Source organism: Desulfovibrio sp. SGI.169, assembly GCF_050313595.1.
Taxonomy (GTDB): Bacteria; Desulfobacterota; Desulfovibrionia; order Desulfovibrionales; family Desulfovibrionaceae; genus Desulfovibrio.
This window is the reverse complement of the sequence record NZ_JBNPLS010000006.1, coordinates 67790-93775: the sequence shown is the minus strand read 5'-3', so window position 1 is coordinate 93775 and position 25986 is coordinate 67790. Positions and strand designations below refer to the sequence as shown.

Annotated in this window: 24 protein-coding genes; 18 read left to right on the top strand and 6 right to left on the bottom strand. The window is 64.1% G+C overall.

The annotated features are described in order from the left end of the window. Nucleotides 1–31 precede the first annotated feature (31 nt). The 9 genes from argS (at nt 32) to ACQRA4_RS04945 (ending at nt 9673) form a co-directional block, all read left to right on the top strand. Entirely contained in the window at nt 32–1687 is a 1656-nt protein-coding gene (argS, locus tag ACQRA4_RS04985) for an arginine--tRNA ligase (protein WP_427821989.1), read from the top strand. A 5-nt stretch (nt 1688–1692) separates the two neighbouring features. Further along, on the top strand, nt 1693–2484 hold the full coding sequence (locus ACQRA4_RS04980) for an SPOR domain-containing protein (RefSeq protein WP_427821988.1): 792 nt from the start codon (nt 1693–1695) through the stop codon (nt 2482–2484). Between the two features lie 14 nt (nt 2485–2498). Next, entirely contained in the window at nt 2499–3296 is a 798-nt protein-coding gene (locus ACQRA4_RS04975) for an MlaE family ABC transporter permease (protein WP_427822035.1), read from the top strand. Nucleotides 3297–3304: 8 nt separating this feature from the next. Continuing rightward, nucleotides 3305–4120, top strand: coding sequence for an ABC transporter ATP-binding protein (locus ACQRA4_RS04970; protein ID WP_427821987.1), 816 nt, complete (start codon nt 3305–3307; stop codon nt 4118–4120). Nucleotides 4121–4216: 96 nt separating this feature from the next. Continuing rightward, nucleotides 4217–4666: an outer membrane lipid asymmetry maintenance protein MlaD gene (gene mlaD, locus ACQRA4_RS04965; protein ID WP_427821986.1), complete on the top strand. Its 450-nt coding sequence runs from the start codon at nt 4217–4219 to the stop codon at nt 4664–4666. A 1-nt stretch (nt 4667) separates the two neighbouring features. Then, nucleotides 4668–5324, top strand: coding sequence for an ABC transporter substrate-binding protein (locus tag ACQRA4_RS04960; RefSeq protein ID WP_427821985.1), 657 nt, complete (start codon nt 4668–4670; stop codon nt 5322–5324). Next, nucleotides 5314–6189 carry an MlaA family lipoprotein gene (locus ACQRA4_RS04955; protein WP_427821984.1) on the top strand — a complete coding sequence of 292 codons (876 nt, stop codon included), beginning with the start codon at nt 5314–5316 and terminating at the stop codon, nt 6187–6189. Before ACQRA4_RS04960 ends, ACQRA4_RS04955 begins: the two co-directional genes overlap by 11 nt. A 105-nt stretch (nt 6190–6294) precedes the next feature. After that, the gene (locus ACQRA4_RS04950) at nt 6295–7299 is read left to right on the top strand and encodes an ABC transporter ATP-binding protein (protein ID WP_427821983.1); all 1005 of its coding nucleotides are present in this window, start codon (nt 6295–6297) and stop codon (nt 7297–7299) included. A gap of 334 nt (nt 7300–7633) precedes the next feature. Next, complete coding sequence (locus ACQRA4_RS04945) at nt 7634–9673, top strand: methyl-accepting chemotaxis protein (RefSeq protein ID WP_427821982.1); 2040 nt, start codon at nt 7634–7636, stop codon at nt 9671–9673. Between the two features lie 309 nt (nt 9674–9982). Here ACQRA4_RS04945 and ACQRA4_RS04940 read toward each other — a convergent pair whose 3' ends face one another. After that, nucleotides 9983–10327 carry a DVU0772 family protein gene (locus ACQRA4_RS04940; RefSeq protein ID WP_427821981.1) on the bottom strand — a complete coding sequence of 115 codons (345 nt, stop codon included), beginning with the start codon at nt 10325–10327 and terminating at the stop codon, nt 9983–9985. Nucleotides 10328–10400: 73 nt separating this feature from the next. Continuing rightward, nucleotides 10401–13151: a hypothetical protein gene (locus tag ACQRA4_RS04935; protein WP_427821980.1), complete on the bottom strand. Its 2751-nt coding sequence runs from the start codon at nt 13149–13151 to the stop codon at nt 10401–10403. A 76-nt stretch (nt 13152–13227) separates the two neighbouring features. Between ACQRA4_RS04935 and ACQRA4_RS04930 the strand changes: the two genes are divergently transcribed. Together ACQRA4_RS04930 and secA are read left to right on the top strand one after the other, a co-directional pair. After that, the gene (locus ACQRA4_RS04930; RefSeq protein ID WP_427821979.1) at nt 13228–13593 is read left to right on the top strand and encodes a molybdenum cofactor biosynthesis protein MoaE; all 366 of its coding nucleotides are present in this window, start codon (nt 13228–13230) and stop codon (nt 13591–13593) included. A gap of 252 nt (nt 13594–13845) precedes the next feature. Further along, entirely contained in the window at nt 13846–16410 is a 2565-nt protein-coding gene (secA, locus tag ACQRA4_RS04925; protein ID WP_427821978.1) for a preprotein translocase subunit SecA, read from the top strand. Nucleotides 16411–16486: 76 nt separating this feature from the next. On the opposite strand, the gene ACQRA4_RS04920 is transcribed toward secA, so the two are convergent. Together ACQRA4_RS04920 and ACQRA4_RS04915 are read right to left on the bottom strand one after the other, a co-directional pair. Further along, nucleotides 16487–17530, bottom strand: a complete 1044-nt coding sequence (locus ACQRA4_RS04920) for a glycoside hydrolase family 3 N-terminal domain-containing protein (RefSeq protein WP_427821977.1) — start codon at nt 17528–17530, stop codon at nt 16487–16489. A gap of 131 nt (nt 17531–17661) precedes the next feature. Beyond that, on the bottom strand, nt 17662–18519 hold the full coding sequence (locus tag ACQRA4_RS04915; protein WP_427821976.1) for a PHP domain-containing protein: 858 nt from the start codon (nt 18517–18519) through the stop codon (nt 17662–17664). A gap of 276 nt (nt 18520–18795) precedes the next feature. Here ACQRA4_RS04915 and ACQRA4_RS04910 point away from each other — a divergent pair, with 276 nt between their 5' ends. The 3 genes from ACQRA4_RS04910 to ACQRA4_RS04900 all read left to right on the top strand — a co-directional run bounded on the left by ACQRA4_RS04910 (nt 18796) and on the right by ACQRA4_RS04900 (nt 20256). Beyond that, a complete protein-coding gene (locus ACQRA4_RS04910) occupies nt 18796–19002 on the top strand; it encodes a Trm112 family protein (protein WP_427821975.1) in 207 nt (68 codons plus the stop codon). Further along, nucleotides 19002–19562, top strand: a complete 561-nt coding sequence (gene yfcE / locus ACQRA4_RS04905) for a phosphodiesterase (protein WP_427821974.1) — start codon at nt 19002–19004, stop codon at nt 19560–19562. Before ACQRA4_RS04910 ends, yfcE begins: the two co-directional genes overlap by 1 nt. Before the next feature lie 67 nt (nt 19563–19629). Next, nucleotides 19630–20256: a Maf family nucleotide pyrophosphatase gene (locus ACQRA4_RS04900; protein WP_427822034.1), complete on the top strand. Its 627-nt coding sequence runs from the start codon at nt 19630–19632 to the stop codon at nt 20254–20256. A 174-nt stretch (nt 20257–20430) separates the two neighbouring features. On the opposite strand, the gene ACQRA4_RS04895 is transcribed toward ACQRA4_RS04900, so the two are convergent. Further along, a complete protein-coding gene (locus ACQRA4_RS04895; protein ID WP_427821973.1) occupies nt 20431–20901 on the bottom strand; it encodes a hypothetical protein in 471 nt (156 codons plus the stop codon). A gap of 239 nt (nt 20902–21140) precedes the next feature. On the opposite strand from ACQRA4_RS04895, the gene ACQRA4_RS04890 reads away from it, so the two are divergent. The 4 genes from ACQRA4_RS04890 to ACQRA4_RS04875 all read left to right on the top strand — a co-directional run bounded on the left by ACQRA4_RS04890 (nt 21141) and on the right by ACQRA4_RS04875 (nt 24573). Beyond that, nucleotides 21141–21389: a FeoA family protein gene (locus ACQRA4_RS04890; RefSeq protein ID WP_427821972.1), complete on the top strand. Its 249-nt coding sequence runs from the start codon at nt 21141–21143 to the stop codon at nt 21387–21389. Between the two features lie 374 nt (nt 21390–21763). Next, a complete protein-coding gene (locus ACQRA4_RS04885; RefSeq protein WP_427821971.1) occupies nt 21764–22033 on the top strand; it encodes a hypothetical protein in 270 nt (89 codons plus the stop codon). 123 nt (nt 22034–22156) lie between these two features. Next, nucleotides 22157–24289, top strand: coding sequence for a heavy metal translocating P-type ATPase (locus ACQRA4_RS04880; protein WP_427821970.1), 2133 nt, complete (start codon nt 22157–22159; stop codon nt 24287–24289). Continuing rightward, entirely contained in the window at nt 24286–24573 is a 288-nt protein-coding gene (locus tag ACQRA4_RS04875; protein WP_427821969.1) for an HMA2 domain-containing protein, read from the top strand. Before ACQRA4_RS04880 ends, ACQRA4_RS04875 begins: the two co-directional genes overlap by 4 nt. Nucleotides 24574–24650: 77 nt before the next feature. On the opposite strand, the gene ACQRA4_RS04870 is transcribed toward ACQRA4_RS04875, so the two are convergent. Beyond that, complete coding sequence (locus ACQRA4_RS04870; protein ID WP_427821968.1) at nt 24651–25922, bottom strand: diaminopropionate ammonia-lyase; 1272 nt, start codon at nt 25920–25922, stop codon at nt 24651–24653. Nucleotides 25923–25986 lie beyond the last annotated feature (64 nt).

Genomic DNA, 25986 nt, shown 5'->3' with positions numbered 1-25986 from the left:
CCGCACCATTCTCCAAGGATACGACACAGCTATGCGCGCCACCGAAACACTGCGCACGGCCCTTGCGGCCATTATGGAAGAAGAGGGCCTGGCATGGCCGGCCAAAACCGTCATTGAGCCCTCGCGCGACCCAAAACATGGCGATTTCTCCACCAACGCGGCCATGCTGCTGGCCAGGGAGGCCAAATGCAATCCCCGCGATCTGGCGCGGAAATTCGCCGCCCGGCTGCTGGAACGCTGCCCGGATATGGAAAAGGCCGAGGCCGCCGGGCCGGGCTTCTGCAATGTGACGTTCAGCCCGTCCTTCTGGCGGCGCACCGTGCTGGATGTGGAGGCCGCCGGCGCGGCCTACGGCTCTGGCGCGGCGGGCGCGGGCCGCAAGGTGCTGCTGGAATATGTCTCGGCCAATCCCACCGGCCCCCTGCATGTGGGGCACGGTCGCGGCGCGGCCGTGGGCGACAGCCTGGCCCGCCTGCTGCGCAAGGCCGGCTACGCCGTGGATACGGAATATTACATCAATGATGCGGGCCGCCAGATGCGCCTGCTGGGCCTTTCCGTCTGGCTGCGCGTGCAGGAACTGGCCGGGCGGCCGGTAAACTGGCCTGAGGATTACTACCGGGGCGAGTACATCATTGACATCGCGCGCGAAATGCTGAACGCCGATCCCCGCCTGCCTGACCTGCCCGAAGCCGAAGGGCGGGAACGCTGTTACCAGCGGGCCATGAACGACATTCTGACCGGCATCAAGACTGACCTTCAGGAATTCCGGGTGGAACACCAACGCTGGTTTTCGGAAAAAACCCTGGTGGAGGGCGGCGCGGTGGACGCGGCCTTCAGCGCCCTGAACCGTTCCGGCTACACCTATGAAAAAGAGAACGCCTACTGGTTCGCCACGGAACGGCTGGGCGACGACAAGGATCGCGTGCTGAAAAAATCCGACGGCAGCCTGACCTACTTCGCCACAGACATCGCCTATCACCACGACAAGTTCGAGCGCGGCTACGACCGCCTCATTGATGTCTGGGGCGCGGATCATCACGGCTACGTGCCGCGCATGCGCGCGGCCGTCACGGCCATGGGCCAGCCGCGCGACAGTTTTGAGGTGGTTCTGATCCAACTGGTCAACCTGCTGCGGGACGGCAAGCCCGTAAGCATGTCCACCCGCGCGGGCACGTTTGAAACCCTGGCCGACGTGCTGCGCGAAGTGGGCGTGGACGCGGCGCGTTTCATGTTTCTCTCGCGCAAGAGCGACAGCCCTCTGGATTTCGATCTGGAACTGGCCAAACAGCGCAGCCTGGACAACCCGGTCTATTATGTGCAGTACGCCCACGCCCGCATCTGCGCCGTGCTGCGTCGCGCGGACGAGCGCGGCGTCAGCCTGCCGGCCGCGGTGAACGAGGCCATGCTGGCCGGTCTGGACACGCCAGAAGACCTGGCCCTGCTGCGCAAGGCCGCCGCCTTTGGGGACATGCTGACAGCGGCCGCCCAGGCCCTGGCGGCCCATCATGTGAGCCATTACCTGAGCGAACTGGCGGGTCTGCTGCACAGTTATTACGCCAAACATCAGGTGCTGCTGGCCGACGACCGGCCGCGCGCTCTGGCCCGGCTGGCCCTGCTGCGCGCCGTGGCCCAGGTGCTGCGCAACGGCCTGGACGTTCTGGGCGTCAGCGCGCCGGAGAGCATGTAGCGCCTATGCCCCGTCCATTGCGGAAAAGCTTTCAGAGGGCAGCCGCCGACGAACCGCGCGGCTTCAGCATCAACCTGTCCCGCGTGGCCGTGGCCACCCTGGGTCTGGCGCTGATTGCCGTCGTGGGCTGGGCGTTTTTCATGGGCTTCATGGTCGGGCGCGGTCAGAACCCTGAAAAACGCGTGGAACAGATGACCGGCATGGCCCATGAGGAGCCGACGCCCCAGGCCGTCGCCGGTCTGGCCGCCGAGCTGGCCGCCGTACCGTCCGCGGGGGTTCCCGCCGGCCAGCCGACGCCGGCGGAGCCCCCCCCGGCGGACGCCGCCGGCCCGGAACGGCCTGAAATTTCCGCCCCACCCGCGCAAACGCCGCCCGCCTATCCTTTCAGCCGCCCTCAGGGCGCGGGCCTGGCCGCCTGGGGCATCCGCCCGGAGGCGAACACGCCCGCGCCGGGAACGGACGCCGCGACGCGGGGGCAACGCGCGCCGGCCCAGGCGGCCAGGCCCCAGACGCCGCAGCAAGCGCCGCGGGCCGAAGCCCTGTTTGATTTCATCTACCAGGCGGCCGCCTTCAGAGACAAGGCCGACGCGGACAAGCTGCGCGCGCGGCTGGAGGGCAAGGGTCTGCGCACCCGTCAGCAAAAGAGCGGCAAGGTGCTGCTGGTGCTGGTTCTTCTGCGCGGCACTGAACCGGATGCCGCCAATCTGCGCGAGGAGCTGCAACGCATGAAACTGGGCAAACCCGTTCTGGTTTCCAAAAAGGCGGTTTCCGGCAAAGCCCGGAAAGCCGGACGCTGAGGCCGACCGTGAACATGCGCAACACCGGATCAAGCTTCCTGCGCCTTCTGGGCCGTCCCTGCCTGCGCGGCATCGACGCCGTGGGCGGCATGACCCTGTTCATGCTGGAGGGGCTGCGTCAGATATTCACCAGCGCCAGAATTTTTCCGCGCACTCTGCAGCAGATATATGTGATCGGCCACAAATCCCTGTTCGTGATTCTGCTGATCGGCGTCTTTTGCGGCATGGTGCTGGGCCTTCAGGGCTATTACACTTTGGTCCAGTTCGGCTCCGTGGGCATGCTGGGCTCGGCCGTATCCCTGACCCTGATCCGCGAACTGGGGCCGGTGCTCACGGCCATCATGCTCACCGGGCGGGCGGGTTCGTCCATAGCCGCGGAAATCGGGGTCATGCGCATCACGGATCAGATTGACGCCCTGGATGTCATGGACATCAACTCCATGGCCTACCTGGTCAGCCCGCGTCTGCTGGCCGCTCTGCTCTCCTTTCCCCTGCTCACGGCCATTTTCGACGTTATCGGCATCCTCGGCGGCTACCTTACCGGCGTGCTCATGCTGGGCATCAACGAGGGGGCCTACTTTTACCGCATCGCCAGTTCCGTCACCATGACCGACGTGGCCGGCGGCTTTGTCAAATCTGTGGTTTTCGGCCTGCTGGTCACCACGGTCTGCTGCCGCCAGGGGTATTACACCCATCTGCGCCGCGACAGCGTGGGCCCCGAAGCCGTGGGCAACGCCACCACCTCGGCGGTGGTCATTTCCTGCGTGCTGATTCTGGCGGCGGACTATGTGCTGACCTCCTTTTTACTGTAGGTGGAATTATGCGGGCCTGGGACATTGAATTTCGCGCCCTGAGCGTGGGTTACGGCGAACATGTGGTTCTGCGGGATGTCAACGCCGTCCTGCCGGGGGGCAAGGTTTCCGTCATTCTGGGCGGTTCGGGCTGCGGCAAGTCCACCCTGCTGCGACATATCATCGGCCTTTCACGGCCTTTGTCCGGCGACGTGTTCATCGGCGACCGGAATCTTTTCACGCTGAACCGCGCGGAATTTCGCCGCATGCGCCGCCGCATGGGCGTGCTTTTTCAGGATGGCGCGCTGCTGGGCGCCCTTTCTCTGGCCCAGAATGTGGCCCTGCCCCTGAGCGAGCATCTGCGCCTGCCCAAGGCCCTGATTCGCGAAGCGGCCCTGCGCGTGCTGCGCATGGTTGGGCTGGAGGACTTTGCCGACTTTTACCCCAACCAGTTGTCCGGCGGCATGCGCAAGCGCGCGGGCCTGGCCAGGGCCATCATCGCCGAACCGCGTGTGCTGCTCTGCGACGAACCCACCTCAGGGCTGGATCCCATCACCGCCGCCCGCATGGATGAACTGCTGCGCTCCATGCACGGGCAATACCCCGACATGACGCTGGTGGTGGTCAGCCATGATCTGGCGAGCCTGCGCGCCATTGCCGACTATGTGCTGGTGCTGCGCGACGGCGGCGCGGCATTCGCCGGCGGTCCGGCCGAGCTGGAGGCCAGCCCCGACCCCTACTTGCGCCAGTTTCTCCGGCGCGAAGCCGGGGATCAGCGCCTGGCCCTGCACCAGCCGCCGGACCCGACCGTGCGCGCGGCTCTGGACAGATGGCTGGCGTCCTGACAGGGCGGGACCGGCGGGCTTGAAACTTTGCGGCCGGGCACATATACTGAAAAGCGCAATATTCCGCCATACCGGCGGTCTGGAGTCTGAAAACGCATGAACAGCATCCGCGAAACCGCTGTGGGCATCTTTGTGCTGCTGGGCCTGGTATGCGTGGCCTACCTGACCATCAAGCTGGGCCGCATGGAACTTTTTGTGAATCAGGGCTTTGAGCTTGCCGCCCGCTTTGATTCCGCATCGGGTCTGCGGGTGGGCGCGGATGTGGAGCTGGCGGGCGTGCCCGTGGGCCGGGTGGTGTCCATCAGCCTTGACCCCGACCCCGTGCACAGCCAGGCTGTGGTGCGATTGCGCCTGGACAAAGACTTGCGCCTTTCCGACGACAGCATCGCTTCCATCAAGACCAGCGGCCTGATCGGCGACAAGTATGTCAGCCTCTCCAGAGGCGGCTCGGAAACAATACTCGCGCCCGGCGGCATCATCACGGAGACGGAATCTCCGGTAGACCTGGAATCGCTGCTCGGCAAATACGCTTTCGGAGGTGTATGATATGCCCCGCCTTTTCGCATGCGCGCGCATTTTTGCCATGTTCTGCGCCCTGGCGCTGGGCCTGGCCGTCTTTTCCGCCCCGGCCCAGGCCGCCCAGGCGGCTGCCTCGCCCGCCCGCCAGGCGCTGGAAACCGCCACCAACCGCATTCTCGCCTGCATCAAAAATCCCGACTACGTCAACCCGACCACACGCGGCCCCCTGCGCCAGCAGATTGAAGACGAAGTGCTGCATATTTTTGACTTCAAGGAATTTTCCTCGCGCACGGTGGGCCCGCGCTGGCGCGCCTTCGCGCCCCGGCAGCAGAAGGACTTCAGCGACGCCTTCGCGGATCTGCTGATCAGCACCTATGTGAACAAGATTGACGGCTACAATGGCGAACAGGTGGTCTACACCGGAGAAGTTTCCTCCGCCGCGGGCGACCGCACGGAGGTGCGCACCCTCATCACCATGAAGGACGGCAAAAAAGTGCCCGTCTCCTACCGCATGCTGCCCAAGGACGGCAACTGGCGCGTCTATGACGTGCTGATCGAAAACATCAGCCTGGTCAAGAACTACCGCACCCAGTTTCAGGACATTCTGAACAGCGCCAGCCCGGATCAGCTCATTGCCCGCGTGCGCGCCAAAGCCCAGGAAGTACGTCAGCAAAATGTCAAATAGCGCACGCCCCTTCCGCTTCGGTTCATTCGTCCGCTCCACGGGCGGCGGGCATCTGGCCCCGGCCTGCTGTCTGCTGCTCTTCCTGGTCTGGGTCCTGCCCGCCGTCGCGTCGGCCGCCCAGGCGGACGCGACCCGCGCGCCTTCCACCGTTTACGGGGCCAGCCCGGTTCTGACGCCGGGTGCCATCACCGTACACCCCTACGGTCAGATGCAGCAGTCCGACAATCTGGACGACTATGACGCCGCCCCGGCGGCCAGCATAGCTGACCCGCTGGAGCCCTGGAACCGCTTCTGGTTCCACTTCAACGACATTTTTTATCTCTATATCGCCAAACCCGCGTATGACGCCTGGGTTTTCATAACGCCCCGCCAGATTCGCAGCGGTCTGAAAAACTTCTTCTCCAACGCGCTCTTTCCCATGCGCTTTATAAACAACATCCTCCAGTTCCGCTTCATGGAGGCCGGGGTGGAGTTCGGGCGCTTTTTCATCAACACAATCACATCGCTGGGTTTCGCGGATGTGGCCAAGGGCAAGAAAACCATTGTGCCCGTAGACCCCTCCGGCGAAGATTTCGGCCAGACCCTTGGGCGCTGGGGCATCGGCCACGGCTTTTACGTGATCTGGCCCTTTATCGGCCCCAGTTCCGCGCGCGACAGCATAGGCCGCGCGGGAGACTGTTTTACTGACCCGTTTTTCTACGTCTACCCCTGGGAGCTGGCCACCAGCTCGGAAATGGCCCTGCGTTTCAATGCGCTGGGTGATGTGCTGCCCCTGTATGAAGACCTGAACAACGCCGCGGTGGACCCCTATATCGCCATGCGCGAGGCGTATGTCAACTTCCGCAACGCTCAGGTTCAGCACTGACCGCCGCCTTTTCGCGCGGCGTCAGGCGGCGCGGCGGCGGCCCGTATGCGCGACCGGCGGGCGTTCCCCCGCTTCGGCTGTTTTTCGTGCCTGAGGGAAAAAGCGATGCCTGAAAAGCCGCCCATGCGCCATACCGCCTCCACGCCCGCGGGCGCCGCCCCCCTGCTTCGTCTGGAAGAGCTTTCCGTCCTTTTTCCCTTGGCGGGCCGCCTGCTGCCGGCCGTGCGCAAGGTCAGCCTTGACCTGCCGCGTGCCGCCGTTACCTGCCTGGTGGGCGAATCGGGCTGCGGCAAAAGTCTCACGGCCCGCGCCGTTCTGCGCCTCACGCCGGAACATGCCGTGCTTGAGGGCCGGGCGCTGCTGAACGGCGACGACCTGCTCAGCCTGCCGGAAAAAAAGCTGCGCGGCATCAGGGGGCGGCGCGTCGGCATGGTTTTTCAGGAGCCCATGACTTCTCTCAACCCTGTTCTGCGTGTGGGCGAGCAGGCGGCCGAGCCGCTGCGTCTGCATCTTGGCATGGGCCGCGCCGAGGCCCGCCGGGAGACGGAGCGCCTTTTCGCTGATGTGGGCATTCCCTCGCCGCACAGTCGCTATGACGACTACCCCCACCAGCTTTCCGGCGGCATGCGCCAGCGCGTGATGATCGCCATGGCGCTGGCCTGCCGGCCCGAACTGCTGCTGGCCGACGAGCCAACCACCGCTCTGGACGCCACCATCCAGGGGCAGATTCTGCGTCTGATTCTGGGCCTGAGCCGCGAGCGCGGCATGGCCGTGCTGCTCATTACCCACGACCTGGGCGTGGTGGCCCAGGTGGCGGACATGGTGGGCGTCATGTATGCCGGTCATCTGGTGGAATGCGCCCCGGCGCGCGAGCTTTTTGCCAACCCGCGCCACCCTTACACCAGGGGCCTGATGCGCTCCGCGCCCGGCCGCAGTTCCATGCGGCTGACGCGCCTGCCCGCCATTCAGGGCAGCGTGCCCTCCCTCCAGCACATGCCGGCGGGCTGCCCCTTTCAACCCCGCTGCCCGCAAGCCCTGCCGCGATGCATGGACCACATGCCGCCCGCCGTTGCGCGGGGCGCGCACGCAGCGGCCTGCTGGCTGGCCTGAGCCTTGCGCCAGGCGAGGCCGCCGGAGCGCGCGGCGCGGCAAGCTGAGAGAAGCCCTTGAAAAACAGAACCAACACTAAAGTGTCCGTATTTTCGGCCGATACCAAATGAGACGCGCATTCGCACTGGAGAGGAAAAATGCGGTCGGTTGTGGCGCGATAGTGAATTTTCCACGGCATGACGCCAGCCCGGCGTCAGCTACCGGCCAGCGCCGTACCGGCAACGGCAAAGCTGTTTTCTGCCTTGCCGCGCCGCCGGCGCGGAATCACGGAAGTTGAGCCGGAACGCGTACGCGGATACGCCGCCTTAAACCGAGAGGAAAGCTGGAGGATGTCATGAAGCTGCAGACAAAACTGATGCTGGGTTTTTCACTGATTCTTTTGATGACGTTGACGCTGGGTGGGGCTTCCTACTATTTGAGTGGCAAAATGAGCCTTTTTTCCCGTGAGGCCGCATATATCGAAAACAGCAAGACTGCGCTGCTGAATACGCAGAACGCCTATCTGCGTTTTGTCGTTTACGGGGACGGCAGCTTTGCAAAGCACGCTGTCGAGCAGTTTGCCGAAGCCAAAAAGCAGCTCGAACTGTGTCTTCCCCTGATGGTAAACCCCGAAAACAGGCAGAAGATGGAAGTCTGCATCAAGGATTTGGAAACCAGCCTGCCGTTATTGCAGAAATGCATCAACGACAAGCAGACCGGCGACGGTCTGCTGACCCGGGCCGATGAGGCCCGCGTGGCGCTGACCAATGCCTTTGACTCGATGGAAAAGGTAATCCACGGCGTCATGCTTGCCAGCGGCGTTGACCAGACCAGAGTCGACGACCAGAAAAAGGTGTGGGATCTGCGCATTGAATTCAACAGACTGCAGGCCGTGCTCCGCAGCCTCTCCCTGAGCTCCACGCCGGAAGAGCTTGACTCCGCCTCAGACTCCCTGAAGAATATGCAGGCCGCCATGATTGAGCAGGAACAACGCTTCCGTGCGCCCGACAACAAGGCCGCGATGGGCGTTGTTGTTCAGGCGGCGGCCCAATATGTCCCCGTCGCCCAGGCATATGTGGACTTTATGCGTCAGAGAGGCGCGGATATGCGAGATATGGGCCAGCAGTTCAAGAAGATTGAGGCCGATAGCACAGCGTTGTCCGCATTTGGCGTGCAACAGGTACAAAAGAGCAATGACGACGCCAACTTCATTACCATCGTTCTCTGCGTTGTGGCGTTGCTCTGCGGCATTGTCATCACCTTCTTCATTTCCCGCAACGTGATGCGCCAGCTGGGCAAGGACCCGGCCGAACTGAACGCCGTTGCCCGCCGTGTGGTGAATGGCGACTACAATGTGGATGACGGCGGCAAAAAGCAGGGCGTCTATGCCGCCATTGTGGAAATGGTGGCCGCGCTGGAGTCCAACATCCGAAAGGCCGAGCTGGAGTCCAAAAACGCCGGAGAAGCCACGGCCAAGGCACAGGAGGCCATGCGCAAGGCAGAGGCGGCCGGGCAGGAAGCCCAGGCCAAGGCGCAGGCCATTCTGACCGTGGCCAATAGACTGGAGGAGATGGGCAATGTGCTTTCCTCCGCCTCCACCGAGCTTTCCGCCCAGGTTGAGCAGTCCGACCGGGGCGCGGGCGAGGCCGCCCAGCGCCTTTCCGAGGCCGCCACGGCCATGAACGAGATGAACGCCACCGTGCAGGAAGTGGCCCGCAACGCCTCTTCCGCCTCTTCGGCTTCAGCCGAAACCAAGGAAAAAGCCGAAGCGGGCGCCCAGGTGGTGGAACGCTCTCTGCGGCGTATCGAATCCGTGCATCAGGTTTCGCTGGAACTCAAGGAAGACATGAGCCAGCTCAATGAGCACGCCCGCTCCATTGACCAAATCATGGGCGTCATCTCGGATATCGCGGATCAGACAAACCTGCTGGCCCTCAACGCCGCCATTGAGGCCGCCCGCGCCGGCGAAGCCGGACGCGGTTTTGCCGTGGTGGCTGACGAGGTGCGCAAGCTGGCCGAAAAAACCATGGCCTCCACCAACGATGTGGGCAACGCCATCAGGGCCATTCAGGAAAGCACCGCCAAGAGCACCGCTTCGGTGGACAATGCCGTGAGCCAGATTGAGGAGGCCACGCAGTTCGCCAATGAGTCCGGTCACGCCCTGGAAGAAATCGTGGCCACGGCGGAAGCCACTGCCGATCAGGTCAACGCCATCGCCACCGCCAGTGAAGAGCAGTCCGCCGCCAGCGAGGAGATCAACCACTCCATTATCGAATGCAACGATATGAGCAAGCAGATCGCCGACGCCATGGCCGAAGCGGCCAAGGCCGTGTCCGAGCTGGCCAACCAGACGCAGGAGCTTACGGAGCTGATTGGCGAAATGAAAAATGCCTGACCCCGTGTCTGACCGCAAAGATTTCGCGTAGAACCCTGCGCGGAATCTTTGCGGAATCGTTCGCAAAAGTTGCTGAAGCGGGTGAGCTTTGACTGTTTCCAAAGTCAGAGTTCACCCGCTTCAGCATGCGCCGCCTGCCTGAACCCTCCACGACGAAGCCGTGTTGCAACACGGGCCCGCATGGCTGCGAAAAGCGACAGCCCTTTCTTTGCGTCATGCGTCAGGGGCGGCCCGCAGCCTTGCCCGCGGCCAAAGCGCGGCATCGGTCAGCTCTCGCTGCCGGCGGAACACTTGCTATGTGAAAATGCTCTACTGCCCCAGCTCGCTTTTCAGCCAGGCCTTGATTTTGGGCGTGGGTTCGCTGATGCCCCGCCACATGCCGTGGGCCTGCCGGTAATCCGGCAACAGCTCGTCCGGCAGCGGCACGCTGATCAGGTCGTCGGCCCGCTCGGAATTGCGCCGCACAAGGCGCACCACCGGAGGATCCTGCCAGCTGTCCACCACGAAATAATGGGCCACATCCTCTTTGGAGCGCACCGGCGGATACTCGGCGTGCCAGTCGTTATTGCCCCATTCCAGATACATGGTGACCGCGTGTTCCGGCGTGAGATTCCAGTCTATGTCAAAGAGCGCGAAATCCTTCAGAGTCGGCATGTCCACCTCCTGCGGCGAATGTCTCTTTATCAATAATTTTCATTGATAAATCTGACAAGCCTCTCGCCGGCGTTCAGCTTTTGTTGCGCTCCTTGAGCTGGCGCTGCATTTCGCGCTCGTTCACGGCCTGCTGCGCGCGGCGGGCCTTTTCCGCCTCGACCGCGCGCTGTTTGCGAATGCGATCCAGCCGCATCTGCTGGGCCTTTTCACGCTGCTCACGGGCCTGTTCCAGGAGTTTTTCCCGCTTGCGGTCAAAAATCAGCGTCGTGCGCAACGCCCCGATGCCAATGGCGATAATGGTGACAATAACCGCCAGCACCCTTTGTATGGACCACTGGTTTTCGCCCAGCAGATTTTTGAGCCAGCCCAGGTGCAGGCTCTCGCCCCAGAAGACCACCACGGGCACGCCGAGAAAGCAGAGCAGCAGCCCCACAATTTCCACCCAGATGAACGTCTTGACCATAGTCAGGCCGAAAAGCGTGCTGTCGCGCACCATGCGCAGGAACTTGAGACGTTTTTTCAGATTGCGCAGCAATTCATTGATTCTGGGCATGGTGGACTGGGCGCGCTTGAAGATCTCCGCCTCATTAAAATTGCAGGCAAAGGCCCAGTTGATGATGCCCGCGCTTTCATTGAAATCGCTGCTGAAATCGCGCAACGCCGAAGGAAAGGGAAACCAGGAGGCTTCGTCGCGGATTTCCTGAAGCACATCCAGATAGTATTTGTAGTGGTTTCTCAGCTCTTCCACTTCGTGCTCGATGCTCTCTCCCAGCTCTTTTTCCAGCAGCGGGCGTTGCTCCACCACCTGAAGAAAAGCCAGATAGTTGTTGATGTTGCTCAGTTCCTCCAGCGTGCGTATCTTGCGCCCAAGATTCAGCTGCACGGGATGATCCGGCGAAAACCAGTCGTTGAGCCGCGCCTCCATAGCATTGATTTTGATCCGCTCATCCTCGGCGTTCTTCTTGGCTTCGGCCCAGAGATCATACAACGAGGAGAGTATCAGCAGCCGTCCGCGCTCCAGGGCCGGGTCAATAAGCACGCGGTTGAAATAGGAGGGTTCTTCGCGAACCAGCCTGGTGATCTGTTCCAGCACCTGTTCGGCGAAGCCCATCTTGACCCGGCAGACAATGCCCCGGTACTGCACGTCACGCCACTGGGGCATGACCCGCCAGACCCGGTCATATTGCTCGATGGCCGTGCCGTACTGGCCCTGTTCTTCCGAAAGCCGGGCCTGAAGATACTCGTTCCAGGCCTGGAGCGTGGGGGCCGGGGTCAGGCTGGCCGCTTCGCGAAAGCATGTCGCGGCATGGCTGAAATCATTCCTCTGGATGAGCAGAAAGGCCTTCACCATGCGCAGGCGCGGGTCGCGCTGGTGGCGCGTGATGCACTGGGCCACCTTCTTTTCCAGATCAGACAGCTCGTCGGGCGCGGCTCTGGACAGCTGATCCAGCAAATCCCAGGCCGGGCTGTCGTCACGGGTGGGTTTTTCCTCTTCCGGGTCCGGTTCGCGCAGGCGATAGAGCCAGTGCCGGGGCACATTGCGCAACTGGCTCGGCCCGTTGATATCCAGCACGGCCTGCATCAGCAGGGCCGTGTCGTCCTTGCCCTCCAGCAATTCCTCGTAACCGTCCGTCCCCTTTTGCTCCAGCACCATTTCAATGCGCCGGAAGGCGTCATTGATTTTCTCCAGGTCCAGGCCCGCCACTTCTTCCCAGATTTCCGGCCGGCTGGGGAAATAGGCGCGCGTGGGGCACTCCGACGCCGTGTGGCTGGGAATGCCGCAATAAAAGCAGCCCTCCGCCCCGGAGCCGCCCGCCGTAAGCTGCCCGGCCATAAGCAGGGGGATGGAACGGGCGCTGATGCTGTTTTCATCCAGCAGCACATTGCACCAGCTGTCCATGCTGGTCTGGTCGCCGGTAAAGCGCAAATCCCGCACGGTAAAACCGTCGCCCAGCAAGTAGGCGTTGCGGTAGCTCATGTAGGGGAAATCCGGCATCAGATTGTCCCATTGCAGGCCGATTTTTTTGGGCAACTCCGTATTGAAATTGAGATTGTTGCGGTCGGCCACCACGCAGACGCAGGGCCAGCAGGCGCCGGGCTCGTTGTTCTCTTTGTCGAAACTGTGCAGATAGTCGCGCAGAAAGGTGCGCAGCATCAGCAGATTGTCCACGGATATCATGACAAAGGGGCCGTGCACGATGGACTTGATCTTGTGCTTTTGCAGCAGCTCCTCGATGCGCTTGAACATGGCGCTCCAGCCATTCTGAAAGGCCTTGTCCAGCGGACTGCCCAAAGGGTGCAGAATGGCGAACCAGGCCTGGGTGGAGGAATACGGCATGCGCACGTCCACCACCGGCGTGGCCCAGTCCACAGAGGCCATGCCCTGGCGGGGCGAACGGCTTTCAAAGGAAATGCCGGGCAGTGAGCTCCGCCCTTCCCGGCTTTTGGGGTGCACCCACACCTCCAGGTTGTCCCGCACCAGCATTTGCTGGGCCTGCAGCGCTCCGTCCAGGGAAAGACTGGCCGTGCGCTTGCTGCTCAGTTGCAGACGGCCCGGAAAAAGCTCAATGCTGACGGCCAGCTCATTGAAATTGCCCCAGACCATAAGCCGGGCCAGGGCCAGAAAAACATCGTCGGTAAAAAAGAACCAGAGGGCCTGTTCGCGCTCCTCGCCCACCAGCATGCCGCCGTAGTTGAGCAGGGTCTGGCTTACCGCCGGGTCAAGGTTGTTGTGCCAGCAGACCCAGAGCACATGGCCCATGGTGCTCATGTGCACATCCTTGCCCTCGGGCAGGCGGGACAGAAGCTGCGATAACTGCGCCATCAATAAAGTCCTTTATGAGCGGAAGGCCCGCGTATATGCTGATCAGGCCCATACCCTTTCAACCAAGGCGGTTCTTATGGATATTAACAAAACTCTTCAGGAACTCAAAGCCCGCCCCGGCTTCACCGATCATGTGGGCATGGTGCTCGTGCACAACGGCGTGGCGCGCGGCTGGTCCCGCAAGGGCCATACGCCGGTCAGCGCCGTGCGCGTCAGCCACGACCCCGTGAAAATGCGCGCAATCTGTCGTGAGATGGAACAGCGCCCCGGCATTTTCGCCATTGTGGCCCAGGCGGAAGAGGGCCTGCTCAAGCCCGGCGACGACCTGCTCTTTCTGGTGGTGGCCGGTGACATCCGCGAGAACGTCAAAGCGACCTTCGCCGAGCTGCTGGACCGCATCAAGGCCGAAGCCGTCATCAAGCAGGAGCAGTTTGAGCTCTGAGGCCGGGCCTCTTTCTCCTCTCTGTCTTATCGGCCGCCAGGGCCTAGCTATTAGAGTCAGGCCCTGTCAATACGCTGCTGGTCAGGGGCGCCGCCGGTTGTGTTCCGCAAGGCGCGCCGCATTGCCAAGCATGACATAATGACTTATTTTTATGAGATGCCACGGCAGCGCGAAACGCCCGCCGTCATCACCCGTACCGGAATACCCGGCCGGAGCCGCCCGCGGCCCGGCGTGTGAAGCAGAGGAGCATTCATGTTCGGTTTTCTTTTCAAAAAAATATTCGGCAGCAAGAACGAGCGCTATCTGCGCCGTCTTCGCCCCCAGGTGCAGCGCATCAATGCCCTGGAGCCCGAAATGCGGCAACTGGAGGACGCGGCCTTCGCCGCCCGCATTGCGCAATACAAAAAAGACGTGCGGGAGGGCGGCAAGAGTCTGGACGCACTGCTGCCCGAAGTTTTCGCCCTGGTGCGCGAGGCCTCGCGCCGTGTGCTGGGCATGCGCCATTATGACGTGCAGCTGATCGGCGGCATGGTTCTGCACAAGGGCAAAATCGCCGAAATGAAGACCGGCGAAGGCAAAACCCTGGTGGCCACCCTGGCCGTGGTGCTCAACGCGCTGGCCGGCAAGGGCGTGCATGTGGTCACGGTCAACGACTATCTGGCCTCACGCGACGCGGCCTGGATGGGCAAGCTGTATTCCTTTCTCGGCCTGAGCACCGGCGTCATCGTGCACGGTCTGGATGACGCCGAGCGCAAGGTCGCCTACAACGCGGACATCACCTACGGCACCAACAATGAATTCGGCTTCGACTACCTGCGCGACAACATGAAATTCTATGCCGACCAGCTTGTGCAGCGCGGCCACAACTTCGCCATTGTGGACGAAGTGGACTCCATTCTCATTGACGAAGCCCGCACGCCGCTGATCATCTCCGGCGCGTCGGAAGAATCCGTGGGCATGTACCGCACGGTGGACGACATCGTGCGCCAGCTCACGCCCGAGCACTACACCATTGACGAAAAAGCCCGCACCGCCATGCTTACGGACGCGGGCGTGCTTCGCTGCGAAGAACTGCTCAAGCTGGACAACCTCTTTGACCCGGCCAACATCACGGCCCAGCACCATGTGCTGCAATCTCTCAAGGCCCATCAGGTTTTCAAGCGCGATGTGGATTACATTGTGCAGGACGACCAGGTGGTCATTGTGGATGAATTCACGGGCCGCCTCATGGCCGGACGCCGCTACTCCGACGGCCTGCACCAGGCCCTGGAAGCCAAGGAACACGTCACCATCGCCGCGGAAAACCAGACCCTGGCCTCCATCACCTTTCAAAACTACTTCCGTCTCTACGACAAACTTTCGGGCATGACCGGCACGGCGGACACCGAAGCCGTGGAATTTCAGCAGATATACAATCTGGAAGTCATCTCCATCCCGCCCAACAGGCCCATGATCCGCAAGGATTATCCAGACCTGATCTTCCGCAGCCGCAAAGAAAAATTCGACGCCATCACGGCGGCCATCGCCGAGCTGCACCAGAAGGAACAGCCCGTACTGGTGGGCACCATTTCCATTGAGACTTCAGAAATGCTCTCCCAGCGCCTGACCAGGCTGGGCATTCCGCATAACGTGCTCAATGCCAAGCAGCACGCGAAGGAAGCCGAAATCGTGGCCCAGGCGGGCCAGAAGGGCAAAGTGACCATCGCCACCAACATGGCCGGGCGCGGTACGGATATTGTGCTGGGCGAAGGCGTGGTGGAGCTGGGCGGCCTGCACATTCTGGGCACCGAGCGGCACGAGAGCCGCCGCATCGACAACCAGTTGCGCGGTCGTTCGGGCCGTCAGGGCGACCCTGGCTCTTCCCGCTTTTATCTCTCTCTGGAAGATGATCTGATGCGCCTGTTCGGCTCTGACCGGATCAAGGGCCTGATGGAAAAACTGGGCCTGCGCGACGGCGAGGCCATTGAAAACGCCATGGTCACCCGCGCGGTGGAAAGCGCCCAGAAGCGGGTGGAGGCCCACCACTTCGAGATACGCAAAACCCTGCTGGATTATGACAACGTCATGAACCAGCAGCGCGAGGTCATCTATACCCTGCGCCGCGAACTGATGATTGAGGAAGACCTGGAGCCGGTGCTCAACGAATTTATGAGCGATGTGCTGGACGACGCCTATGGCCCGCTGGACAATGCAGCGCCCGATGACCTGCCAGAGGCGCGCCGGGCCGTCATGGCGCGGCTGCGCGAGGTTTTCAACCTGGATCGCGCGCTGCCCGAAAACGCCCCCCTGCCCGCACGGGAAGAATGCGAAACGCTGGCGCGCGGCATTCTGGACGAACTGAAGGCCGCCGCCGGCGAAAGCTACAAGGACATCCAGCGTTACTTCCTGCTGGAAGAGCTGGACCGCTGCTGGAAGGAACATTTGCGCAACATGGACGCCCTGCGTGACGGCATCGGCCTGCGCGGCTACGGCCAGCGCGACCCCAAGCTGGAGTACAAGCGCGAGGGCTTCGACATGTTCCAGGACATGCTCTTCCAGATTCGTGAAAGCGTGTTCCGCTCGCTGACCCGCGTGCGCGTGCAGCGGGTCAGCCCTGAGGAAGAGCAGGCCCGCGCCGAGGCGGAAAAAGCGGCCCGCGCCCTGGAGTTCCGCCACCGTGAGGAAACGGCGGGCCTGTCCTATTCCGGCGGCGGCGAGGAAGAGAGCCGGCCCGCCAGGGCCACGCCGGCCAAGGCCGCCCCGCGCGTGGGCCGCAACGACCCCTGCCCCTGCGGCAGCGGCAAGAAATACAAGAAATGCTGCGGCCGGGAGGTCTGAGCCCAATGGCGTAGTGGCGGCATTTCGCGCGCTGCATGCCATGGCGCGGGTTTGAAACGCCACCCCACCGCTTTTCTTACCGCCGCGACCCGGCGACGCCGCCCTGACGCGCGCGGGCCGCATGCAGCGCGCATATTCGTTCCCACGAGGCGCGGATGCGCTCCGGCGAAATTTTGCCGCTGTCCACCAGGCGGCGCAGCGTCGCATGCGCTTTTTCGGGCAGATCAGGCTCCCAGCGCAAGTTATTGCCAAAAATCAGAATGTCCACCCCGGCCTGTACGGCCAGCCACATGGCCTGCTCCAGGCTATAACGCTCAGTGATGGCCTTCATCTGCATGTCGTCGCTGATGACCACGCCCCGCCAGCCCAGGCCCTGGCGCAGCAGACCGGTGACCACCACTCTCGACAGCGTGGCCGGGTGCTCGGCATCAAGCCCCGCATGGTAGAGATGCCCCACCATGACCATGCCCGGCCAGCCCTGGCGAAATGCCTCCGCATAGGGCAGCAGATCACTGCCGCCCTCCCAGCAGCGGCTGATGTCGGTAAGGCCCAGATGCGAATCCTGCCGCGCGCCGCCCTGGCCGGGAAAATGCTTGAGCACGGGAATGACCCCGGCCCCCGCCAGGCCCTGCCCGAAAGCCAGGGCATGCCGCGCCGTCCGCTCCGGGTCCGGGCTGAAGCTGCGCTCCAGCCCGCCGATGGCCGGATTGTCTGGATTACTGTCCACATCCGCCACGGGCGCAAGGTCCACGGAAATGCCCAGACCGGCCAGTTCCGCGCCCAGCCGCGCGGCCAGCGCCCTGGTGGCCGCCGGACTCTCCCGCCCCATGCCGCGCGCCGAAGGCAGATCCATAAAACCCCGTTGCGGCTTGAGCCGCCGGACGCGGCCGCCTTCCTGATCCACGGCGATAAACATGGGGCCAGGGGCGGCGGCGCGCAGCGCGGCCGTCAGACGGCGGAGCTGGTCGGGGGAACGGATGTTGCGCTCCCCGCCGCCGGGAATATCACGGTCAAACAGCAATACATGGCCCACCCTGCCCGCGCGCACCGCGGCCAGAAAGGGATCGTCCGGCGCAAGCTCCGCGCCGCGAAAACCCAGCATGAGCATGGAGCCGAGCATGACATCAAGGGAAGGGCGCGCGGGTGAAGGCGATGCCGCGTGACCGGAGCATGACGGATGAAGCATCGCCCCCAGACAGCAGCACGCCCACAGAAGGCACAGGCGGAACCACGGCCCCGGGCGGCGGGGCGTCAGCATGGCAGGCCGCGCGCGCGACGCCGCGCCTCCAGTTTTTCCAGCACGTCGAGCGGCACCCGCAGACCGCCGCGGCCCACGCCCAGATGAATGCCGGGCTTGTTGGCCCCGTGGTAGTCGGAACCGCCGCTGAGCCCCAGACCGAAGCGCCGGGCCCATTCCACGCAAAGGCGCGTATCTGCCTGCGAATGCTCGCTGTGCCAGGCTTCAATGGCAGCAAGCCCGTAGCCGGAGAGCTTTTTCACCAGCCCTTCCAGCCAGGGCGCGGGGTATTTCTGCAAAAGGGGATGGGCCAGGCACACCGTGGCCCCCAGGCCGGCCAGCAATCGCACGGCCACGTCCGGCGCCAGCGCCTCCTTGGGCAGATAGGCTTTGCCGCCAGCGCCCAGATAGTCACGAAAGGCCTGCCCCACGTCGCGCGCATAGCCCTTGGCCGCCAGTACGGCCGCAATATGCGGTCGCCCCACGCTCCCCGTGGCCGTGGCGCGCACTTCCTCCAGACTGATGTCCATCCCCAGGGCGCGCAGCTTTTCCACCATACCCCTGTTCCGTTCACAGCGCTTCCGGCGCAGGTAGCCGAGCCGCTCCTCAAGCGGGGCGATATCGCGCGGCAGCCAGAGCCCCAGAATGTGCACCTCGCCGTATTCGGTATGGGTGGAAAGCTCACAGCCGCGGATCACCCTGATACCCAGCTTCCGCCCGCTTTCCTCGGCTTCGTCCAGACCGGCCACGGTGTCGTGGTCGGTCACGGCCACGGCGGCCAGGCCCGCCGCATGGGCCTTTTCCATCAGAGCCGCGGGGCTGTCCGTGCCGTCCGAAGCCAGCGTATGGGTATGCAGATCAATGAGTTTCATGGGGAACGCCGTTTTCGCAATGCGCTTCGCGTCCATGGTTCGGACGGGCTTATGAAGCGCACGCGCCGCGCGCCATGCGTCTGCGCACACGGCGCTTTCCGCGTCCGACCCGCGTCCGGCCCTGCGGGCGCTTCATTGCGCAAGGCCCGTCAGTCAGCGTAAGCCAGTGTCTGAAAAAAGCAAGCGCGACCTCCGGCATGGCCGCCGCGCCTCCCCTTGAAGGCCGGAGCGCATCGGGGTATGCTGCGCCGCTAATCTTTCAGCGAGGAATGCGTCATGCCCATGAATACCGAAGAGTTACTGCAAATTCTGGCCTGCCCGCGTTGCCTGGGTTCTCTGGAAGCCCTGAGCCGCGGCGGACAAACCGCGGGCTTTGCCTGTCAGACCTGTCAGGTGGTCTACCCCGTGCGCGACGAAATCCCGGTTATGCTGGTGGAAGAGGCCGTGCCTCGCGCTGAATGGGATAAAGGGGAGCGGCCCTGATGCGCCTGCTCATTGCCTCCGACCTGCACGGCTCGCTGGAAAGCCTGCGCTTTCTGCTGGCCAGGGCTCGCGCGCTGCGCCCCGACCTGCTGGCGCTACTGGGCGATCTGGTCTACCACGGCCCGCGCAATCCTCTGCCCGAAAGCTACAATACGCCCACAGTCCTCAAGGAAATGGCCGACCTCAACGCCCTGCCCTGCCCCATCGTGGCGGTGCGCGGCAATTGCGACGCCGAGGTGGATCTGGCCCTGCTGCCCTTTCCGGTGACGGAAAACGCCTGGATTGACGCCGACGGCCTGCGCATTTTCGCCAGCCACGGGCACCATCTGCCCGAGCGCCCTCCTCTGCCGGGCATGCCGCGCGGCGCGGCGATCCTGCGCGGGCATACCCATGTGCCGCGCGGCGAAACCCTGGACGGCCTGCATTTCTGGAATCCCGGCTCCCTGTCTCTGCCCAAGGGTGGTTCGCCCCGCAGTTACGGCCTGTACGAAGATGGCGTCTTTCGCGTGCTGGACACGCAGGGCCGCGAGATTCTGCGCCATCAGCCGGGCGGGGCGTAAGCCCGTGGCCGCGCCGCTCACTCCCGCGTCTGTGCCGGATGCGGATTTTCGTCCACAGTTTGCCCCCCTGTTCCGGCTTGCGCCGGGCCTGAAGCTGATCCTGGCCTCGGCCTCGCCCCGGCGGCGGCAATTTCTGGAGGAATGGGGCCTGCCCTTTGTGGCGGCCCCTCCCGCAGGCGTGGAACCACGCCCCGAAGTCAACGAACAGCCCGACGCCTATACCCGCCGCGCGGCGCACGCCAAGGCCCTGGCGGCGGAACGCCGCCTCGACCCCGCGACCCGCGCCCGCGCTCTGATTCTGGCGGCGGATACAGTGGTGGCTCTGGAGGGCGACATTCTTGGCAAACCGCGCCATGAGGCCCACGCCCTGGAGATGCTGACCCGCCTCGCGGGCCGGGAGCATGATGTCATCAGCGCGGTCTGCTTGCTGCCGCCTTTGGGGTGGCCCGGCGGCCCCTGCGAGCTGTTCAGCGACATGAGCCGAGTGTTTTTTCACGCCTGGCCGCGCCCGGTGCTGGCGGCCTATGCCCGTACCCGCGAGCCTGACGACAAGGCCGGGGCATACGCCATTCAGGGCCAGGGGGCCTTTCTGGCGGAACGGGTGGAAGGCTCCTGGAGCACGGTGGTCGGCCTGCCGGTGACGCCGCTGGCCCGGATACTGCTGAAGCGCGGCCTGATCTTCCCGGCCGGCTGAATCCGTTTTTTCTTTTCCGCCCGTGCAATGCCCTTGCGCCGAACCCGCGCCAAAAGACAAAACGGCGTACCGGGCGCGCCAGCATCCGCATGGGCCGGCATGTAAAGGCCGGCCCTGTTCAGCCTCTCCCGCAAACGCTGCAAAAACGCCTTTGCACCGCCGCGCGCTTCTTGCTTACAGGGCCTTGCGCCGCGTCCAGACATGTCGCGCGGCCAGCAGGCCAAAGACCGTTCCAGCCAGCGCGTGGGCGTTTTTGCCGCCAGCGAAACCCAGCGCGATGCTCAGCCCGCACGCGGCCAGCAGGGCGCGCGCCTCCAGTTTGCGCGGGCTCAGCCCCTTGAGGCGGGTTTTGCCATGTGAAAAGCCGGAGAGAAAGGAAAGGGGAGCCAATGCCGGAACGTCCGCCGAAGCGCGCCCGGCCTGACGCAATGCCGGCAGAGCGTTTTCAAGTATCCCGCAAATGCGCCCCAAGTCCGCGCCTGGAGCCAGAATCAGCAAAATGGAGCCGACGCCGGGGCGCGCCTCCAGCACGCCCTCCGCGCCGCTCAACGCGGCCAGCGCCCTGTCCCGCCCGGCGGACGCGGCCAGGGCCGGATGGCGCAGGCGCGCCCGACCTTCCATCGCATGCGTGAGATATGACGGCATACTTTCTCCTGTGTGTAAAGGTTATCCCTTTATTGAAAACGACTTTCTTTTTTCTTGACCTATAATTCAATCTGGTGCAAGCTTTTTTCAGCCGGGATTCATATTCCGGCGCGGCGCCCGTCGAGGCCGACCCCCAAACGGCGCGCGGAAACTCTCCGCGCCGCGGAGCGCCGCGCCGGCCCGGCTGTCAGACGCCATCACAACCAACCGGCATATGCTGCCGACAAGAGGAAGCGCGCATGAGTCAGATCATCAGTCTCCGCAAAATGGATGTGGGCCAGCAGGGTAAAATCGCCGCCGTGGAAGCTTGCGGCGAAATGAACCGGCGCATTCGCGACATGGGGCTGATTCCCGGGGCCACCGTTTCCGTGGTGGGCCGCGCGCCGCTGAAAGACCCGGTGGCCCTGCGCCTGTCCGGGGTGACCATTTCCCTGCGCAACAGCGAAGCGGATCACATCAAGGTTGATATCTCCGGGCCGGCCCACTAGAGCGCATCGCCTTTGAAAAAGGCATGAACTTCCGGCGGTCGCGAGAGCGGAGGCACGCGCCGGACGTGTCTGAAAACCGCGTTTTCAAACACGTCCCGCTCTGCGGGGAAATGCGCCGCAGCTTTTGAAAGCGCAACTTCAAATGCAAAACACTCTAAAGCGCGTAAGCTTTGAGGCGGCTGTCAGCCTTCGCCGCCGGCAGACCGTTTTTGCTGTGGAGATGCCCACCGGGCCTGCGCCATTTGACGTCACGGACAATCTTGTCCCCGTTGCCCTTTCGCCATATTCACGCGCGGACGGGGAAAAGACTCAAATATTGTCCTAATTTCGGGGCCGCCCCCGCGAGGAACGCCCCGCAAGCAAAGGGAGACGACATGAACAACGGACTTAAATTCGGACTGTTTTTCCTGAGCGGCATAGCCCTCGGCGCGCTGGGCGCCGTGGCCGTAAGCCGGGGCAAGCTGAACCTCAAACCCGTGGCCGCCGACCTCATCAGCCGGGGCATTGACGTGAAGGACGCCCTGATGAGCAAGGTGGAAGCCTTCAAGGAAGATATGGAAGACCTCGCCGCCGAAGCCCGCCAGGCTTCAGACAAGCGCAAGGCGGCCCAAACCCCCGAAGGGGAGGGGCAGGCCCAGGCCTGAGCCGGAGCCGCCCGTCCCGTTTTTGCCCGGTCTTGCGGCTTTATCGCGGATGCCGCAAGGCCGGGCGCTGTTTTTTGCCGAGCCGTTTCAGGCTTTTTTTCAGCTTTCTAGAGAGGAGCGCGCATGTCCTTTTGCATCATTCATGAACTTCAGGGGCTCAACAGTGCCGTCGACGGCAGAATGCGCGTGCGCGCCCATCGCCCCCTGGCGTTGTCCGCGACCGCCGATCTGGCCCGCAGCCTTGAAGATTTGCCCGGCGTCAGCGGCGTGCGCGTCAATCCCCGCGTGGGCAGTGTCCTTTTCTTTTACGCCGACAGCCAAAGCCGCCTTGCGGCCCTGCGCCTGCTGGCCGTCCAGGGGGAAAAGCCGGTTCCGCGCACGCCAGGCGTCATTTCAGAGCTTTTGCCTGAGAAACCGGCCACGGGCGGCCTGCTGCCGCTGTTCCGCTTTTTTGTCATCCGCCCTCTGCTGCCGCGCGTCTGGCGCATGGTCAGCAGCGTCATGTCGGCCATGCCCTTTCTGCTCAAGGGCGTCGCGTCCCTGCTGCGCGGCAGGCTCAATGTGGAGGTGCTGGACGCGGCGGCCATCACCGCCTCGCTTCTCATGCGCGACTTTCGCACGGTCAGCGTGCTGACCCTGCTGCTGGGCCTGGGCGAAACCCTGGAATACTGGACGCGCCGCCGCTCTCTGGACAGCCTGACCGAAAGCCTGACCCTGAATGTGGACAACGTCTGGCTGCTCGGAAAAGACGGCATGGAAGTGTCCGCGCCGCTGGGGCAGGTTCAGAAAGGCGATCTCGTGGTGGTGCGCGACGGCGGCTCCATACCGGTGGACGGCATTGTGGAGGAGGGCTGCGCGCTGGTCAACCAATCCTCCATGACCGGCGAGCCGCTGGGCGTGCCGCGCGCCAAAGGCGCGGCGGTGTTCGCGGGCACAGTGGTGGAGGAAGGGCGGCTGGTGATCCGGGTCAGCCAGGTGGGCGACGGCACCCGCCTGCGCCAGGTGGTCAGCTTCATTGAACAGTCCGAAGCGCTCAAGGCCGGCATTCAGGGCAAGACCGAGCGTCTGGCCGACCTGGCCGTGCCCTTCACCTTCGCGCTGGCGGGGCTGGTCTGGCTGATCACGCGCAATCCCATGCGCGCCGCCTCGGTACTGCTGGTGGATTATTCCTGCGCCCTCAAGCTGGCCACGCCCCTGGCCGTGCTGGCCTCCATGCGCGAAGGCGCGCGGCACGGCATAGTCATCAAGGGCGGTCGTTATCTGGAGGCCCTGTGCGAAGCGGACACCCTGATCTTCGACAAGACCGGCACCCTGACCAACGCCAGCCCCAGAGTGGTGGAAGTTATTCCCGCCAGGGGCTATCAGCGCGACGAGGCGCTGCGGGTCATGGCCTGCCTGGAAGAGCACTTTCCCCATCCCGTGGCCCGCGCCGTGGTGCGCAAGGCCCAGGAGGAGAACCTCCAGCATGAGGAGGAGCACGCCCAGGTGGAATACGTGGTGGCCCACGGCGTGGCTTCATCCCTGCACGGCAAGAAGCTGCGGGTGGGCAGCCGCCACTATATCGAGCACGACGAAGGCGTGGACGTTTCACCGCTGGAGGCGGACATCGCCCGCCAGGCGGCCATGGGCCGCTCCCTGCTTTATCTGGCCGAAGACGGCGCGCTGGCCGGCGTTCTGGCCATCGAAGACCCCCTGCGGCCGGAAGCCGCCGCGGTGGTGAAAGCCTTGCGCGGCATGGGCTTCAAGCGTGTGCTGATGCTCACGGGCGACGACGAGCGCACGGCGCGGGCCGTGGCCGCGCGGGCGGGCATCACGGAATTTCGCGCCCAGATATTGCCCACGGAAAAGGCCGACGTGGTGCGCGAACTGACCGACAGCGGCTGCAAGGTGCTCATGGTCGGCGACGGCATCAACGACGCCCCGGCCCTTTCGGCCTCGCATGTGGGCGTGGCCATGATCGACGGCACAGACCTGGCGCGGGAGGTGGCCAATGTGCTGCTGACCAGGGCCGACCTGGGCGGCATCATTAAGGCCCGGCAGTTGGCTGAAGGCACGTTGCGCCGCATCCACATGAATTTTGCGGCCACCTTGGCGCTGAACAGTCTCTTTCTGGCCGGCGGGCTGTTCATGGCGCTTGCGCCCGGCCTTTCGGCCCTGCTGCACAATCTGACCACCCTGGGGGTGTCGCTCAACGCCATGCGCCCGCACCTTCCGGCGCCAAAGCCTGAGGCCCCGGGCATGGGGGGCAGGCCGTGAGCGGGCTGCGTCTGCTCAAATATGTGCGCAGCTTTTCAGACGGTCGGGTGCGCATTCGTCATCCCGCCCTGCGGCGGGAGGATGTGTCCGCCGTGCTGAAAGCGAAACTCCCGGCCATTGACGGCGTGCTGTCTCTGGAGTGCAATACCCTGAGCGGCTCTGCGCTTATTCTTTACGACAGCGCGCGTCTGCCCCGTGAACGGCTTTTTGCCGTGGGGGAAGCCTGGGCCGCCTATCTGGACGCGGTACAGGCGGGCCGCCCGGCGCAAGCGCCGGACTGCTGAGCGACGCCCGGGGGTCAGGCGCTGTTTTGGAGTCAGGCCCCATGAATGCGCGGCAGATGAAGACCACTCAATGCTTTTTATGTGGTCTGCCCCCTGAAAGCAAAGGGGCAGACCCCCTCCCGAACCACCTGCCGATGGATTTCAGGCGCGGTGTCGCCCTCGGTGCTGACAAGCAGCACCACGGCATGGCCGTTCAGCCCCAGGGCGTCACGCAGGACGACCGCTTCGGGCGCGTTGGCCAGATAGTCCAGCAGGCCCGCGCCCACGGCGCCCGATTCGCCGGAAACCAGCGCCGGATCGCCGGGCAGGGGCGCGGCCAGCAGGCGCATGCCGTGGGCCGCCACACCGTCCGGGCAGGCCGCCGCGGCGAAAAGGCCTTCCCGCAGAATCTTCCAGGCCAGCGTGCTGACCTCGCCGCAGGCCAGCCCGGCCATCATGGTGCGCAACGCTCCGCGCACGGGCCTGGCGCGTCCGTCCCCGGCCCGCACGGAACGAAAAACGCAATCGGCGTTGTGCGGCTCCACACTGACGACCAGGGGCGCGGCGTGGCCCGCTTCGGCCGCCTCGGTCGCAAAAAAGCCCAGCACGGCGGCGGCAAAGGAACCCACGCCCGCCTGAAGAAAGATATGCGTGGGCCCGCGACCGCCCAACGCCCGCATCTGCTCCAGCGACTCCAGAGCCAGACTTGTATAGCCCTGCATGATCCAGCGCGGAATTTCCTCATAGCCCGCCCAGGCCGTATCCTGCGTCAGCACGCCGCCCGTGGCCCGCGCGTATGCGGCGGCGTGGCGCACCGCGTCATCATAGGACAGGTCGGTAATCTCACAGCGCGCGCCCAGGGCGCGGACAGCCTCGGCCCTGGCTTCGGCCGAGCCCCTGGGCATGAAGACCACGGCAGGCAGCCCGAACAGGCGGGCGGCCCAGGCCAGACCGCGCCCGTGATTGCCGTCCGTGGCCGTAACCAGCGTCATTTCCCCCACTCTTTTCCGCGCCTCCGGCGTTCGGAGCGCACTCAGAAGCGCTGGCCCGACGCTGTCCGACGGCAACCCCAGACGCCGGGCAAGCAGGCGGGCCACAGCCCAGGACGCGCCCAGCGCCTTGAAGGCTTTCAGGCCGAAACGGCGGGACTCGTCCTTGACAAAAACGCGGCCCAGACCAAGCCTGGCGGCCAGAGCGTCCAGACTGTGCAGGGGAGTGGGGGCGTATGCCGGCAGGGCGGCGTGAAAACGACGAACCAGCCGCGCCCGCACGGGGCTGAAGGGGGCAAGCGCCGCCAAGACGTCCGGCCCCAGGCTGTGGGAGGCCTGAACGGCGCGGCGGGCGTTGAAAACCAGTTCCACACTTCTCATATGCCGCAATCCTGCCCTGTTTTGGCCGGCCATGCCTCAAAATACGCCGGGCTCTGCCCGCCCG